The 15,909-nt window shown below is 57.1% G+C and carries 15 protein-coding genes; 9 read left to right on the forward strand and 6 right to left on the reverse strand.

Translation table 11 applies throughout. The features are described 5' to 3' along the window. Positions 1 to 51 precede the first annotated feature (51 nt). Together PSH81_RS13440 and PSH81_RS13445 are read left to right on the forward strand one after the other, a co-directional pair. Positions 52 to 1,593, forward strand: coding sequence for an EAL domain-containing protein (locus PSH81_RS13440; RefSeq protein ID WP_305390711.1), 1,542 nt, complete (start codon positions 52 to 54; stop codon positions 1,591 to 1,593). A 198-nt stretch (positions 1,594 to 1,791) separates the two neighbouring features. Then, positions 1,792 to 2,157 (forward strand): histone-like nucleoid-structuring protein, MvaT/MvaU family, encoded by a 366-nt coding sequence (locus PSH81_RS13445; protein WP_192300020.1) that lies wholly within the window; start codon positions 1,792 to 1,794, stop codon positions 2,155 to 2,157. 112 nt (positions 2,158 to 2,269) lie between these two features. Here the strand turns inward: PSH81_RS13445 and PSH81_RS13450 are convergent, their stop codons facing one another. Continuing rightward, positions 2,270 to 2,806, reverse strand: a complete 537-nt coding sequence (locus PSH81_RS13450; protein WP_305390713.1) for a DUF4946 domain-containing protein — start codon at positions 2,804 to 2,806, stop codon at positions 2,270 to 2,272. Positions 2,807 to 3,001: 195 nt separating this feature from the next. On the opposite strand from PSH81_RS13450, the gene gloA reads away from it, so the two are divergent. Then, positions 3,002 to 3,523: a lactoylglutathione lyase gene (gene gloA / locus PSH81_RS13455; RefSeq protein WP_012724171.1), complete on the forward strand. Its 522-nt coding sequence runs from the start codon at positions 3,002 to 3,004 to the stop codon at positions 3,521 to 3,523. 50 nt (positions 3,524 to 3,573) lie between these two features. Here the strand turns inward: gloA and ahpF are convergent, their stop codons facing one another. From ahpF to PSH81_RS13470, 3 genes are all read right to left on the reverse strand, one after another. Beyond that, positions 3,574 to 5,130: an alkyl hydroperoxide reductase subunit F gene (gene ahpF / locus PSH81_RS13460; RefSeq protein WP_192300018.1), complete on the reverse strand. Its 1,557-nt coding sequence runs from the start codon at positions 5,128 to 5,130 to the stop codon at positions 3,574 to 3,576. Positions 5,131 to 5,250: 120 nt separating this feature from the next. Next, positions 5,251 to 5,814: an alkyl hydroperoxide reductase subunit C gene (gene ahpC, locus PSH81_RS13465; RefSeq protein WP_010210361.1), complete on the reverse strand. Its 564-nt coding sequence runs from the start codon at positions 5,812 to 5,814 to the stop codon at positions 5,251 to 5,253. Between the two features lie 133 nt (positions 5,815 to 5,947). Then, positions 5,948 to 6,880, reverse strand: coding sequence for a site-specific integrase (locus PSH81_RS13470; RefSeq protein ID WP_305390715.1), 933 nt, complete (start codon positions 6,878 to 6,880; stop codon positions 5,948 to 5,950). Positions 6,881 to 7,050: 170 nt separating this feature from the next. On the opposite strand from PSH81_RS13470, the gene PSH81_RS13475 reads away from it, so the two are divergent. Then, positions 7,051 to 8,058 (forward strand): DNA-binding protein, encoded by a 1,008-nt coding sequence (locus tag PSH81_RS13475; protein ID WP_305390717.1) that lies wholly within the window; start codon positions 7,051 to 7,053, stop codon positions 8,056 to 8,058. On the opposite strand, the gene gorA is transcribed toward PSH81_RS13475, so the two are convergent. Together gorA and galU are read right to left on the reverse strand one after the other, a co-directional pair. Next, positions 8,059 to 9,417: a glutathione-disulfide reductase gene (gene gorA, locus PSH81_RS13480; protein ID WP_305390718.1), complete on the reverse strand. Its 1,359-nt coding sequence runs from the start codon at positions 9,415 to 9,417 to the stop codon at positions 8,059 to 8,061. A gap of 106 nt (positions 9,418 to 9,523) precedes the next feature. Beyond that, a complete protein-coding gene (gene galU, locus PSH81_RS13485; protein ID WP_003212579.1) occupies positions 9,524 to 10,363 on the reverse strand; it encodes a UTP--glucose-1-phosphate uridylyltransferase GalU in 840 nt (279 codons plus the stop codon). A 308-nt stretch (positions 10,364 to 10,671) separates the two neighbouring features. On the opposite strand from galU, the gene PSH81_RS13490 reads away from it, so the two are divergent. From PSH81_RS13490 to PSH81_RS13510, 5 genes are all read left to right on the forward strand, one after another. Next, positions 10,672 to 10,857 (forward strand): hypothetical protein, encoded by a 186-nt coding sequence (locus PSH81_RS13490; RefSeq protein WP_049713265.1) that lies wholly within the window; start codon positions 10,672 to 10,674, stop codon positions 10,855 to 10,857. Positions 10,858 to 11,397: 540 nt separating this feature from the next. Then, a complete protein-coding gene (locus PSH81_RS13495; RefSeq protein WP_370694915.1) occupies positions 11,398 to 11,907 on the forward strand; it encodes a fimbrial protein in 510 nt (169 codons plus the stop codon). A gap of 55 nt (positions 11,908 to 11,962) precedes the next feature. After that, positions 11,963 to 12,517, forward strand: coding sequence for a fimbrial protein (locus PSH81_RS13500; RefSeq protein WP_226456840.1), 555 nt, complete (start codon positions 11,963 to 11,965; stop codon positions 12,515 to 12,517). Between the two features lie 19 nt (positions 12,518 to 12,536). Next, a complete protein-coding gene (locus PSH81_RS13505) occupies positions 12,537 to 15,146 on the forward strand; it encodes an outer membrane usher protein (protein ID WP_226456841.1) in 2,610 nt (869 codons plus the stop codon). Beyond that, positions 15,143 to 15,892 (forward strand): fimbria/pilus periplasmic chaperone, encoded by a 750-nt coding sequence (locus PSH81_RS13510; protein WP_226456842.1) that lies wholly within the window; start codon positions 15,143 to 15,145, stop codon positions 15,890 to 15,892. Before PSH81_RS13505 ends, PSH81_RS13510 begins: the two co-directional genes overlap by 4 nt. Positions 15,893 to 15,909 lie beyond the last annotated feature (17 nt).

Here is a 15,909-nt window from a genome sequence, read left to right on the forward strand (position 1 = left end):
TCTGAATTGCCATTCGGCGCTTTTCCCACCTTGCTACAGGCCGTTTCTTCCATGCCCCTGACCCTCAACGGCCCGCGAAAACGCGCCACCCGCTCTATGATCACCGTGCTCAGCGGGCTATTACCGATGGTTTTAGGCGTGGTCATTCTGTACTGGCAAGCCGAACGCACCCTACAGCAGAGTACTGCTCAGACCGCCCTTGAAGCGGTGCGTCAATTCGACCTGATGCTCGACAACACCGCCCTCGCCGCCCAGGCCCTGATTCCATTGGCCGGGCAGCCCTGTGATAACGCCGCGCAATTGGCGTTGCGTGAACAAGTCACGCGCCGCCCGTTTGTGCGTGCCACGACGCTGTCCTGGCAGAGAAACATCTATTGCAGCTCACTGTTTGGCGGTGAGTACGCGTCGCCGGTGAACCCGGATGACTACGTTGAGGGCAATCTGTGGTTGATGAACGGCAACCCGGTGACCCCCGATACGGCGCTCCTGGTGTTTCGCCTGGTCGATGGCGACAAAGCCGCGTTTGCCTCGATTGACGGCTACCACCTGACCAACGCCCTGCGCCTGATCAGCCGCTACGCGCTGCTGGTCCTGCAAGTGGGGCCCAACTGGCTGGACGCCAGCGGCAAGGTGCATGACAGCGCCTTGCCGGAATTTGCCGTGGCGCATCATCATTTGGCCTCCACGCGCTATCACTACAGCGTCGAGGCCGGCATGCCGTCCGGTGAAGTGTGGCGCTACATGGAAGCCCGCTACCCGGCGTTGTTCAGCCTGCTGGTGTTCTTCGGGATACTGGCCGGCGTCCTCGCGCATTGGCTGCAAAAGCGCTCCTGCGCGCCGACCCATGAGCTGCAACGGGCGTTGGGCGCCAACGAGTTCATACCGTATTTCCAACCCGTGGTGCGCGGCGATACCCGTGCGTGGGCCGGTTGTGAAGTGCTGATGCGTTGGCAGCATCCGAAGGAAGGCCTGGTGCGCCCGGACTTGTTCATTCCCCTGGCCGAGCACTCAGGCCTGATCGTGCCGATGACCCGCGCCCTGCTGCGCCAGACCGCCGCGCAGTTGGCACCGCACGCCGAGCGCTTCAGCCCGGGCTTCCATATCGGCGTGAACATCACCGCACGCCATTGCGAAGACCTGGCGCTGGTTGAGGACTGTCGCGAATTCCTCGGCGCCTTCGCGCCTGGCCAGGTCACGCTGGTGCTCGAATTGACCGAACGCGAGCTGATCAAGCCGACCGATACAACCCGACGCTTGTTCGACGCCCTGCATGGATTAGGGGTGATGATCGCCATTGATGACTTCGGTACTGGGCATTCCAGCTTGGGCTACTTGCGCAACTTCAATGTCGACTACTTGAAGATTGATCAAAGCTTTGTCGCCATGATCGGTGCGGATGCGCTCTCGCGGCATATTCTCGACAGCATCATAGAACTGTCCGGCAAGCTCGACCTGGGCATCGTTGCCGAAGGCGTGGAAACAGTCGAGCAATGCGAATACCTGGCGGCACAAGGTGTGGACTTCCTGCAAGGTTACCTGTTCGGGCGGCCGTTACCCTGTGATGAATTCATTAAATCGCTGGGCAGCCATTGAATAGCCGGCCACTAACAAGCTGAAATAATGTTGTTTACACAAAAGACGTGATTTACTCGTGGCGGATTAACTACTACAATTTTTCATGCCTGTGCAGAACTCGCAAAAAGCGCCACTTTCTTTAAGTCACCTTAAAGCCGTTGGCTCATAGCTTTGTCTGCAGTTGTATCCGCCAACTACACTATTGGAGTACAGATTTTGTCCAGACTCGCCGAATTTCGCGCAGCAGAAAAAGCCCTTCAAGAGCAGCTGGCCCAGCTGGAGTCGCTGAAGAACGACGCTGGCCTGAAGAAAGAAATCGAATTCGAAGAAAAGCTTCAAGCGCTGATGAAAAGCTACGGCAAAGGCCTGCGCGACATCATCTCCATCCTTGACCCGAACCCGGGCAAGGCCAGCGCTGCAACCGCCAGCGCCCCGAAACAGCGCCGTGCACGTGTGGTCAAGGTCTACCAGAACCCGCACACCGGCGAACTGATCGAGACCAAAGGCGGTAACCACCGCGGCCTGAAAGCCTGGAAAGAACAGTACGGCGCCGCCACTGTAGATTCCTGGCTTCGCGGCTGATCAACACGCACTAACAAAGAGCCCCGCACTTGCGGGGCTTTTTTTGCTTCAGGGTTCGAAAACGAACTTAACTAACATTTCATATTGTTCAAACGCGTTCGGTGTATCGCGCTCAAAGTTTCAAGCTGTCACGTACCGAACTGACTTCGTCCTTACTGGCGTCGTACGCTTGGGCTTGGCCTGCGTATGAAAAAACATACGCCTTATCCGCATCAATCGCGCCCACCAATGTTTGCGAAATCACGCGCCGGCCATTCTCGGTAATCACACAAGTAGTTTCCAGGGCGTCGAGACGGCTCAAGGTCGTCGTGTGCATCTTACTGCACACGCTTTGATAGCCGCTGCGGGCGAAATCTTTCTGGATGGATTTACGCATTTCCATCAATACGCCCTCAAGATTAACTCTGTGCCCCTCTTCAATCGGTGTGCCGGTCAATTCCATGACCATCAGCGTCAAGCCATTTTCATCATTCTTGATCGCGCGCTGGCGCGACACTGCCTGAGGAGGAACGGGCGCTTCGCCGTCGGGTGTGACTTCCTCGACTTGCCAACCACTGGGCCAATGGATTTGCGGCTCGGTCGCCAATGCAAAGGGGCTGGCCAGCAGCAAACACACAGCGCTCAACAACGCTTTACGTAATTCGATCATTGCAAAAAACACCAGAGGGCCAAGCGTTAAAGTTTGAGCCCCGCCCCTGCTGGTCGCAAGGCCTGCGTGGGCTTTTTAATTTGGCGCCGGGGTCGGGGCTTGCGTATCATGGCACGGCTGCACGGATGCCGGCCGCAAGCCAAGGAACCGCTCCTTATAGGAGTTGCGTTTGCCCCATTTTTTTCTGGAGGGCCCATGAGCCTGCACGAACTGAACACCTTCCCGGGCGTCACCGCCCAACCTGATACCGCGACCGCGAACTTCGTGTTCAATCACACCATGTTGCGGGTCAAAGACATCACCAAGTCGCTGGATTTCTATACGCGCGTCCTGGGTTTCTCGCTGGTTGAGAAGCGTGACTTCCCGGAAGCCGAATTCAGCCTGTACTTCCTGGCCCTGGTGGACAAGTCCCAGATTCCAGCCGACGCGGCTGAGCGCACGCAGTGGATGAAGTCGATCCCGGGCATCCTGGAACTGACCCACAACCACGGCACCGAAAACGACGCTGACTTCGCCTACCACAACGGCAATACCGACCCGCGCGGCTTTGGCCACATCTGCATCTCGGTGCCGGATATTGTTGCCGCCTGCGAACGTTTCGAGGCCCTGGGCTGTGATTTCCAGAAACGCCTGAGCGATGGCCGCATGAAGAGCCTGGCGTTCATCAAGGACCCGGATGCGTACTGGGTCGAAATTATTCAGCCAGCACCGCTGTAAACAAAAAACCCCATGATCACTCATGGGGTTTTTCATTTCAGCCAGGCAACTTACGACGTGCGGATCAAGTGATCAAAAGCACTCAGGGAAGCCTTGGCGCCCTCGCCTACGGCAATCACGATCTGCTTGTACGGCACAGTCGTTACATCACCGGCGGCGAACACCCCTGGCAGTGACGTCTCGCCACGGGCATCGACGATGATCTCGCCACGGGGCGACAGTTCGACAGTGCCTTTGAGCCAGTCGGTGTTGGGCAGCAAACCGATCTGTACGAAAATGCCTTCCAGATCGACCGTCTTGAACTCGCCGCTGTCGCGATCCTTGTAGGCCAGGCCGGTCACTTTCTGGCCATCGCCTTTGACCTCGCTGGTCAGCGCGCTGGTAATCACATCCACGTTGGGCAGGCTGTGCAGCTTGCGTTGCAACACCGCGTCGGCGCGCAGCTTGCTGTCGAATTCCAGCAAGGTTACGTGGCTGACGATACCGGCCAGGTCGATGGCCGCTTCCACGCCAGAGTTACCGCCGCCAATCACCGCTACGCGTTTGCCCTTGAACAGCGGACCATCACAGTGCGGGCAGAAGCACACGCCCTTGGCTTTGTATTCCTGCTCGCCCGGCACACCCATTTCACGCCAACGGGCGCCGGTGGCCAGGATTACGGTCTTGGACTTGAGGGTCGCACCGCTTTCGAAGCGGATTTCGTGCAGTTCACCGGGGTTCTTCGCCGGGATCAGGGCACTGGCGCGCTGCAAGTTCATGATGTCCACGTCGTACTGGCGCACATGCGCCTCAAGGGCACTGGCCAGTTTCGGCCCTTCGGTTTCCTGTACCGAGATAAAGTTCTCGATGGACATGGTGTCCAGCACTTGGCCACCAAACCGCTCGGCGGCGACACCCGTGCGGATGCCTTTACGCGCAGCGTAGATCGCAGCGGACGAACCAGCCGGACCGCCACCCACGACGAGCACATCAAACGCGTCTTTGGCGCTGATCTTCTCGGCGGCTTTTTCGAGGCCGCTGGTATCGAGCTTGGCGAGGATTTCTTCCAGGCCCATGCGGCCCTGACCGAAGTTCACACCGTTGAGGTAAACGCTTGGCACCGCCATGATCTGGCGCTCATCCACTTCTGCCTGGAACAGCGCGCCGTCGATGGCGACGTGGCGGATATTCGGGTTGAGCACGGCCATCAGGTTCAGCGCCTGGACCACATCCGGGCAGTTCTGGCAGGACAGCGAGAAGTACGTCTCGAAGTTGAACTCGCCTTTCAGGGCGCGGATCTGTTCAATCACCTCGACACTGGCCTTCGACGGGTGGCCACCGACTTGCAGCAGGGCCAGCACCAGCGAAGTGAACTCATGGCCCATCGGGATGCCGGCAAAACGCAGGCTGATTTCGGCACCCGGACGATTGATCGAAAACGATGGTTTGCGCGCATCATTGCCATCGGTTTTCAGGGTAATCAGCGTGGTGAGGCTGGTAACGTCCTGCAACAGGGCCAGCATTTCCTGGGATTTCGCGCCGTCATCGAGGGAGGCGACGATCTCAATCGGCTGGGTGACCCGTTCCAGGTATGACTTCAACTGAGCTTTAAGATTGGCGTCCAACATACGGGCGATTTCCTTTAATTCTGGGTAAAAAAAACGCCCGAGCGAATCTCGCCCGGGCGTTTTTGAGGGCGGTTGCAGCTGACTTAAGGTGCGGATACCCGCCCTGGATACTTCATTGACTTAGATCTTGCCGACCAGGTCCAGGGACGGAGCCAGGGTGGCCTCGCCTTCTTTCCACTTGGCTGGGCACACTTCGCCCGGGTGGGCAGCGACATACTGGGCAGCCTTGATTTTGCGCAACAGCTCGGAAGCGTCACGGCCAACACCGCCGTCGTTCAGCTCAACGATCTTGATCTGACCTTCTGGGTTGATCACGAAAGTACCGCGGTCAGCCAGGCCTGCCTCTTCGATCAGGACGTCGAAGTTGCGGGAGATGGTCAGGGTCGGGTCGCCGATCATGGTGTACTGGATCTTGCCGATGGCTGGCGAGGTGTTGTGCCAGGCAGCGTGGGCAAAGTGGGTGTCGGTGGAAACGCTGTAGATTTCGACGCCCAGTTTCTGGAATTCGGCGTAGTTGTCAGCCAGGTCTTCCAGCTCGGTTGGGCAAACGAAGGTGAAGTCGGCTGGGTAGAAGAACACGACGGACCATTTGCCTTTCAGGTCAGCGTCAGACACATCTACGAAGTTGCCGTTTTTGTATGCGGTAGCTTTGAACGGTTTTACTTGGCTGTTGATGATAGGCATCGTTGACTCTCCGTCAGGGGTTAAGAAGTTGATGAAGTGAATCCTACCCAGTCTCTGGGCCGATGGCTCATTGGCAAACCTGATGCTCGCGATTGGCTTTGTCTATCAGCTAACCGTATTAATAGAAGAAATCTTAAAGCAGCGGCTGCGTTGCCAGGGTCATCCCGAGAAAGGGTGTCGCTTCAACATAGCGCATGGCGGATTTCATGTCGCTCCAGCCGACGTAACTCATCAACGACTTCAAATCCCAGCCGCTGCGATGGGCCCAGGTCGCAAAGCCACGGCGCAATGAGTGGCTGGTGTACGCGTCGGCTGCAATACCCGCACGCTCCAACGCCTGGCGCAACAATGGAATTACGCTGTTGGGGTGCAACCCCTCCTCGCTCAGGTTGCCCCAGCGATCAATCCCGCGAAAAACCGGGCCACGCACCAGCGCCGAAGCGCTGAGCCACTCGCTGTAGGCCTGCACCGGGCATAGGCGCAGCAACGCTGGGGTCTGATAGGTCTTGCCAAGGTTGTCCCGATCACTTTTGCTGCGCGGCAGATACAGGCTGATGCCGGCGCCGGGGGTGGCCTGCACGTGTTCGATCGCCAGGCGGCAGAGTTCATCACTGCGAAAGCCACGCCAGAAGCCCAACAGAATCAGCGCAGTGTCGCGTTTGGCGCGTAACAGCCGTGGTTGATCGTGGTCTTGAGCGGCGGCTTGCGCTTGAGTCGCCAGAGACGCCACCACCTGTTCCAGGTGCTTTAGCTGCAGTGGCTCGGCCTGTTTCTCTTGTGCCGGATGCACGGCACGAATCCCCTTGAGCACCTTGCGAACCACCGGCGCTTTTGTCGGGTCAGGAAAGCCCTGGCTCGTATGCCACTGCGCCAATGCCGAGAGGCGCAGCTTCAAGGTGTTGATCGCCAGCACACCGGCATGCGCGACCAGGTAGCGCGCCACGCTGTCACTGGTGGCTGGCAGGAATCCGCCCCAGCTCACTTCGAAATGCTCGATGGCTGCGCGATAGCTGCGCCGCGTGTTGTCGCGGGTGGCGGCATTTAGATAACGGTCCAGATCGCTCATGGGAAGCCTATTCGTACCGCTTGCGTATGTACGCGCGGCTAAAACGTCGATGACACGGGATAATACGCCAATATCCCATCTGTTAATTGATGAATTTCAACGGGTTTTTATTCGTGATAAGGTATGTATCTACATACTACGTACCACAGTACTAAATCGACGGAGACCCCATGGCGCGCGGCGGCATTAATAAGGCAGTAGTTCAAACGGCACGCTTGGCGATTCTGGCTCGCGGCGAGAACCCCAGCATCGACGCTGTGCGCATCGAGATGGGCAATACCGGTTCGAAAACCACGATTCATCGTTATCTGAAGGAGCTGGACGAAAGCGAAAGCCGCCAGACCATCACCCAGGCCCCTATCGACGATGAGCTGGGCGAACTGGTGGCACGCCTGGCCCAGCGCCTGAAAGAAAAAGCCCAGGAGCCCATCGACCTGGCCCAGGCCCAGTTCGAGCAGCAGAAAACCGCCCTGCTCGCCCAGCTGGAAGCACTGGAAGAGGCCCACAGCCAGCTCAAGCAACAATTCGACATCCAAGCCGCCGCCCTGGCCGAAGAAAGCGCCGCGCTGCAAACCGCCAGTAGCAGCCTGCAGACCGAGCAGACCCGCAATGCCGGCCTGAGCCAGGCGTGTAGCGATTACGAGTTGCGCATTAACGACAAGGACGAGCAGATCCGCTCACTGGAAGACAAACACCTGCACGCGCGCGATGCGTTGGAGCATTACCGCAATGCGGTCAAGGATCAGCGCGAACAGGAACAGCGGCGCCATGAAGGTCAACTGCAACAGGTCCAGGCTGAATTGCGCCAGGCCCAGCAGAGCGCCATGGTGCGCCAGGATGAAATCACTCAACTGCATCGGGACAATGAGCGCCTGTTGATTGAGCAGCGCGTCATAACAAAGGAACTGACGGCACTGCAGGAGCAAGCGCGCAAAGACCAGGTCGAGCAACTAAAACTGAGCGATCAGGTGAGCGTGATAGAGAGTGAGCGCACCTTGCTTCAGGAGCGCCTGCGCGTTGCCGTGCTGGATAGCCAGTCCCGCCAGGAGGCCCTGACCGGATACCAGCACGCCAATAAGGCCCTGGAACTGGACCTTATCAAGGCCCAGGCGAGTATCGAGGCATTGCGCCTGGCGGCAGCCGTTGCAACGACCCCAGAAGCAACGCCAAACGCCTGATCAGTCCGCCACAGGCGTGCGCATGGTGACGAATTCTTCCGCCGCCGTAGGATGCACGCCGATGGTCTCATCGAAATGCCGCTTGGTCGCGCCGGCCTTGAGCGCGATCGCCAAGCCTTGCACGATCTCGCCGGCATCCGGGCCGACCATATGGCAGCCCAGCACCTTGTCGGTGTCGGCGTCGACCACCAGTTTCATCAAGGTTTTCTCCTGGCACTCGGTCAGGGTCAATTTCATCGGCCGGAAGCGGCTTTCGAAGACTTGCACCTTGTGGCCGTTTTGCTTCGCCTCTTCTTCCGTCAACCCTACGGTGCCAATGTTCGGCAGGCTGAACACTGCCGTCGGAATCATTGCGTAATCCACCGCGCGGTACTGCTCCGGCTTGAACAAGCGCCGTGCGACTGCCATGCCTTCAGCCAGGGCAACCGGCGTCAGTTGCACACGGCCGATCACATCGCCAATAGCCAGGATTGAAGGGTCGGCGGTCTGGTACAGGTCATCCACTTCGACGAAGCCACGCTTGTCGAGTTTGACGCCGGTGTTTTCCAGGCCCAGGTTGTCCAGCATCGGGCGACGACCAGTGGCATAGAACACGCAATCGGCTTCGAGTACGCGCCCGTCTTTCAGGGTGGCCTTTAGGCTGCCATCGGCTTGCTTGTCGATGCGCTCGATGTCGGCATTGAACTGCAGATCCAGGCCGCGCTTGGTCAGTTCTTCCTTCAAGTGCGTACGCACTGCGCCGTCAAAGCCGCGCAAGAACAGGTCGCCGCGATACAGCAGCGAAGTTTTCGCACCCAGACCGTGGAAAATGCCCGCGAATTCAACGGCGATATAACCACCGCCAACGACCAACACGCGCTTGGGCAGCTCTTTGAGGAAGAACGCTTCATTGGAGCCAATGGCATGCTCGCGCCCCGGGATTTCCGGGATCTGCGGCCAGCCGCCCGTGGCGATCAGGATGTGCTTGGCGGTGAAGCGCTCGCCATTTATTTCCACCTGATGCGGATCAATCAGTCGCGCATGCCCTTCATGCAAGGTCACGCCACTGTTGACCAGCAGGTTGCGGTAGATGCCATTGAGGCGATTGATCTCGCGATCTTTATTCGCGATCAGTGTCGCCCAATCAAAATTTGCTTCGCCCAACGACCAGCCAAAACCACTGGCCTGCTCGAAGTCCTCGGAAAAATGCGCGCCGTACACCAACAGTTTTTTCGGCACGCAGCCCACGTTTACGCAGGTGCCACCCAGGTAGCGGCTTTCCGCAACGGCCACTTTGGCGCCAAACCCCGCAGCAAAACGCGCAGCGCGAACACCGCCGGAACCGGCACCAATTACATACAGATCAAAATCGTAGGCCATTTCACTCTCCTCGGCAGGCAATCAGCATACCGACTTACATGGGACTGAAAAACGAAAAAGCCACCCTAAGGTGGCTTTCTCTTGAAACAGGTTTGGCAACCGTGGATCAGTAAGCCTTGCCAGTCTTGTAGAAGTGCTCGTAGCAGAAGTTGGTTGCTTCGATGTAGCCTTCAGCACCACCGCAGTCGAAACGACGACCTTTGAACTTGTAGGCAATCACGCAACCGTCTTTGGCTTGCTTGAGCAAGGCGTCAGTGATCTGGATTTCGCCGCCCTTACCTGGCTCGGTCTCTTCGATCAGCTTGAAGATATCCGGGGTCAGGATGTAACGGCCGATGATCGCCAGGTTCGACGGGGCATCTTCCGGCGCTGGTTTTTCAACCATGTCGCGTACGCGGATCAGGCCATCACCAATGTCGTCGCCGGCAATTACACCGTACTTGTTGGTTTCTTGAGGATCAACTTCTTGAACGGCAACGATAGTGCAACGGTATTTCTGGTAGAGCTTGACCATCTGGGTCAGCACGCCATCACCTTCCAGGTTGACGCACAGGTCATCCGCCAGGACCACGGCGAACGGTTCGTCACCGATCAGCGGGCGGCCGGTCAGGATGGCGTGGCCGAGGCCTTTCATCTGGGTCTGACGGGTGTAGGAGAACGAGCACTCATCCAGCAGCTTACGGATACCAACCAGGTATTTTTCCTTGTCGGTGCCTTTGATCTGGTTTTCCAGCTCGTAGCTGATGTCGAAGTGGTCTTCCAGTGCGCGTTTGCCGCGACCGGTCACGATGGAGATTTCGTTCAGGCCGGCATCCAGTGCCTCTTCGACGCCGTACTGAATCAGTGGCTTGTTCACCACCGGCAGCATCTCTTTAGGCATGGCTTTGGTCGCTGGCAGGAAGCGAGTGCCGTAACCGGCTGCTGGGAACAAGCATTTCTTGATCATATAAGTCCTTACAAAGGGCTGTGCGTACGGAATTCGGCGCAGTCTAATCAGGCCGCAGCCACCTTACAATGGGTCCTGCTGGCGTTGCGATGTCATCATAGAGAAAAAATCCCGACGTAAGTTCCACTTATCTTACAAAGAGCCCCCTCACCAGCAGTGAAAAAGCGGCTGGCGCCCCAGTATTTCTTGGGCCTGCATCCTATTTAGCACGTTTTTGCCCCTTGGACACTGACCGGCAATAACATGCGCGGCCCCGCGACATTTGGCGCTATCATTAGGCCCTTGAACCATACCCCCGAGATTGATAGATGTCAGAACCAAAAGGCGTAAACGGCTACCTGATCACCCAACGTGCGGACGGCTGGCACTTGATCAACTTTCATGGCGACAGCGTCGCGGGCGCATTTGCCACCGAAAGCCAAGCGATCGCGGTAGCGGAAGTGTTTGTGGATGAAGCGGGCCATGCGTCCAGCAAGCGACCGAAGGGCAAGTAAGCTGCAAGGCCCTGCACAAAAAAGCCCCGCTGAGCGGGGCTTTTTTGTGCGCATTCATTTTTCACAATCCAAGAATTTTATCACTCACGGCCTAGCGTCAGTTTGATAAAACTGCATGAGCCATTATTGTTTTCACAAGTCCGTAATCCCAGTCTTACAGCCAACGAAAAAAAACAAAACGCCCTCACCAATTGCAATGTAGTAAAAATCCTACAGATGGATTTTAAGTTTTGGCAAATAGCCACATCCCTCTTACACATTCCGACATATTCAGGCCACGCCATTAGGCGAATCGGGCGACTTACTTTTTCAAGTGCAGCTCCAATAATTGCCGTGCTTTGAACAAACCCAGAACTGGCAATGCAATTAGTTGAAAAAAGCAATTTTTCATACTGATGCCGAGGGATGGCCCGAAGCAGTAACACCCGTTTGACAATGGCGCTGACCATTGTTTCAAGCCTGGAAGGTCCTGCCCGCAACTGCGAAAGGATTTATTCATGACACTTACTAATAGATGGGTCTTTGCAAATGAAAATTGAAATGAGAACTACGTTGTTGGCAATCAGTCTGCTCGCAGGTTCGATCGCCACTGCTCAAGCGGCGGATGGAACCGTTACATTTTACGGCTCTGTTCACTCCGGCGCCTGCTCTATCAAGCCTGAGTCCGTAGATCAATCCGTGAACTTGGGTGCCATTGCCAAGCACCAATTGCAAGATGGTGGAAGATCCAATGCCCGTCCTGTGTTGATCGAACTTGAAGGCTGCGATTTGACCGGCCTTACCGACAACACCGTGACCACGACGTTCACGGCTGCGCCATCAACCGCAGTGCCGGGAGCGATCGGTACAGTCGGGGGAGCGGGCAACATTGGCATCATGATGACACATGGTGGCGACGTTATTGAACTGGGCAAGCCAACTACCCCGCAGGCCATTGTCGCTGGTGATAACACGTTGCAATTCGGTGCCTATGTACAAGGTGCAGCTACGGGCGCCATCGTCCCTGGTGATTTCACCGCAGTCACCAATTTCACCCTGGCTTACCAGTAAGTGTTTCCCCCGCTACTTATATGTATGTGGCGGGGGTATTTGGCGGGAGATTACGGTGAACACATTCATACACCGCGCTATTGCCACTTCACTGCTGATGTTCATCTGCCCTGTTGTCTTTGCACAAGGTCAAGGCGATGGGATCGTCACATTAGGTGGAAACGTTGTTGATTCTGCCTGCGGGTTGGAATTGTCCAGTATCGATCAAACGATTGACATGCCTGCGGAACCCATCGGCCGACTCTTGAGAAATTCGCTGGGCGCGCCACACCCCTTCCAGCTGCGCTTGGTCAACTGTTCACTGACTCGCCCTGATCCCAATCGCCCCGGTGCAACGTTGCCTGACTGGGAGCATATGCGCGTGACGTTTGACGGAGACCGCGACAGAGACGGCCGTTCCTTCGCCACGTCAGGCTTATCCCAAGGCGTGGCCTTGCATATTTGGGATTCCTTGGGTCAAGAGAGCGTGCCAGGCGAGCGGATGCCTCCACATCCGTTGAAAGAAGGCGACATGACGCTGAACTACACGCTTCGCCTGGTCGGCAACGGACTGCAGGTTTTGCCTGGCGCCCACACGGCTGCGGTGCGGTTCAAGTTGGAATACTTTTGAACATTGATGGATTGCTTTCATGCTGAATGCGTCGAAGGTCATAAATGCACTACGCCCAAGTTTACTCTTCGGCGGTTTACTCTCTGTGGCGGGAACTGCGTTGGGTGCCGGAGATATCGAGTTCAACACTGATGTTCTTGATCTCAGTGATCGTTCCAACATTGACTTGTCCCGTTTTGCCCGCAGTGGCTTTATTCTGCCGGGCACTTATTCAATGGTTATACAAATAAATAACCAGCCTACATCTGAATACTCGGTGGCATTTTACCCTCCCGATAACGACCCTAAAGGAAGCCTGGCTTGTTTATCGCAAGGTCTTGTATCGCAGTTGGGCTTGAAGGCGTCCAGCACCGCCAAACTGACGTGGTGGAAAGATGGACAATGCCTGGACATACAGAGCCTGCCTGGGATGGCAGTCAGTGGTGACTTGGCCACTTCCACGCTGAGCATCAACCTGCCTCAAGCCTACCTTGAATATAACGCGACCAATTGGGACCCGCCCTCACGCTGGGACGAAGGGGTGTCCGGGCTGCTGATTGACTACAACATGACGGCGCAAACCGGCCAGCAGAGAAATGACCGGGCGCGCAGCAACATCAGTGGTAACGGCACGATCGGGGCCAATGCCGGGGCGTGGCGCTTGAGGGCTGACTGGCAAGGCCGTGTCGACCAGGATCGCGAAGACTCGTCCGGGCGCGGGCAGCAGTTGGAGTGGAGCCGTTACTACGCTTACCGCGCAATACCGCAACTGCAAGCACGGTTGGTAGTGGGCGAAAACTATCTTTATTCGGACGTGTTTGACAGCTTCCGTTTCACCGGGGCCGCGATCAATTCTGACGAAAGCCAATTGCCGCCCAACCTGCGTGGCTATGCCCCGGAAGTGGTCGGGGTGGCCAAGACCAACGCCAAGGTCACCATCAGCCAGCAAGGGCGCGTGCTTTATGAAACGCTGGTCGCAGCGGGGCCATTTCGCATTCAAGACCTCAACGACGCGGTCACTGGCAGGCTGGATGTAAGGGTGGAAGAGCAGGATGGTTCGGTACATAGCTACCAGTTCGATACGGCTGGCGTGCCCTACCTGACGCGGCCTGGGCACGTTCGTTACAAAGTGGCGACGGGGCGACCGTCCAATCTCCAATATGGCGCCGATGGCGACTTTTTTGGAACGGGGGAGTTTTCCTGGGGGATCAACAACGGCTGGTCGCTGTATGGCGGCGGCATCGCGGATAACAACTATCGCGCATTATCTGTCGGGGTAGGCCGTGACCTGCTGGCCTTCGGCGCGCTCTCGCTGGACGTCACTCAAGCGCGCGCTGAGGTGTGGGGTGAAACGCTCTCGGGTAAATCATACCGACTTCAATACTCCAAACACTTCGAAGAATACGACAGCCAAATCACGTTTGCCGGTTACCGCTTTTCCGAGAAGAACTACCTGAGTATGAGTGAATACCTGGACGCTCGTCATTACGGCCTGAATGGCGAACTTGCCGAGCGTGACGCCAACGGTGATCTCTTAAGGAGCTGGCGACCTATCGGTGATAGCAAGGCGCTGTATACCGCGACCATCAATAAACAGTTTCGTGATTTAGGGGCCAGCGTGTACGCCAGCTACAACAAACAAACTTATTGGGGCCGTCCCGCCACGCAGCGTTGGAACTTGTCGGCGTCGCGCTATTTCAATATCGGAACCGTCAAAAACATGAACGCCTCCCTGAACGTGTATCGAACCCTGGATTACAACTATCGGGATAACGGCGTATCGCTGACGGTCAGCCTGCCGTTTGGGCACACCGGTACACTGTCGATGGACGCCAATAGAGCCGCAGGGAAGAACGGCTTGGGCACGCGCTACAGCGATCGCCTTGATGAGCGCAACAGTTACCAGCTCAGTGCCAGCGACAAAGGCGCCAGTGGTTATTTGAATCATACCGGCGACCAGGCTGACATCGACCTTGCCGCCAGCAGGCAGGAAGGCGGTTACTCCACGCTCAGCGTGTCGGCTCGCGGTGGTGGCACGCTCACGCGCTATGGCGCAGCACTGCATCGCACCAACAGCACCGGCGGAACCCGCCTGATGGTTGACACGGGTGGGGTCGCCGATGTGCCCGTGCGCGGTTACGGCGCACCGACCCGTAGCAATGTGTTCGGTAAAGCGGTGATTGCCGATGTCGGCAGCTATCTGCGCACAGCTGCCAGTGTCGACCTGGAAAGCTTGCCGAGCAATATCGAAGCCACCCAATCCGTCACGCAGCTGACACTCACCGAAGGTGCTATCGGTTATCGGTCCCTGTCCGTGATTGCCGGCGAAAAAGCCATGGCCGTTCTGCGCCTGCCCGATGGCAGCTCACCGCCCTTCGGCGCGACGGTGAAAAACGCGAAACAGCAGGATACCGGCATTGTGAATGACGGCGGCAATGTGTACCTGAGCGGCATCCAGGCCGGTCAACACATGATCGTCAGTTGGGGTGGCACCGAACGCTGCATCCTGACCTTGCCCAACGTCCTGCCTGCTGATGGTTTGACCGATGCCCTGCAACTGGGCTGCCGGATGGTAGCCACCGACCCCTCCTCGCCTGAGCCCGCCACCTTGACCGGCCAGCGCGCCGATACGGAGAAAACATCCTCATGAGGCTGAATACGCCCCTCACCACGCTGTTGGCCCTGACCTTGAGTCATAACGCCAACGCCGCCGTTGGCCTAGACCGTACCCGAGTGATTTTCGATGGTGGCAAAGAAGCAACCAGCGTCAATATCACCAACAACAACACCCAGCTACCGTATTTGGCTCAAGGCTGGATTGAGGATGAAGAAGGCAAAAAAATCACTTCGCCCTTGATCGTGCTACCGCCGGTTCAACGCCTGGAACCTGGAAAACAGAGCCAGTTGAAAGTACAGGCATTACCGGCGGCCAAGTCGTTACCGCAGGATCGAGAGACGGTCTACTACTTCAACTTGAGAGAGATTCCGCCGCGCAGCGATAAACCCAACACCCTGCAGATTGCGCTGCAGACGCGGATCAAATTGTTCTACCGGCCGAAAGCTATTGCGCCCAGCCAGCAAGATCTCTCCAACCCCTGGCAGGAAAAGCTCACGCTGATCCGTGAGGGTGAACGCTACCAAGTCAACAACCCAACGCCTTATTACGTGACCCTGGTGGATGCGCGCACCACCAAGGACGGCAAAACCGTACCGGGTTTTGAACCGCTGATGATCCCCCCAAAAGGTTCGATGACCTTGGGGCCAACGGCCAAGTCGCTCGGTACAACTCCGCATTTGGCCTACGTGAACGATTACGGCGGTCGCCCACTGATGGCTTTCACCTGTGCTGGCAACACGTGCAAAGTCGACGCGCAAGCAGCAACGCCCAATGAATAACGCATGTTGCCGGAGGA

Origin of the sequence: Pseudomonas sp. FP2335 (genome assembly GCF_030687535.1) — a bacterium.
Taxonomy (GTDB): Bacteria; Pseudomonadota; Gammaproteobacteria; order Pseudomonadales; family Pseudomonadaceae; genus Aquipseudomonas.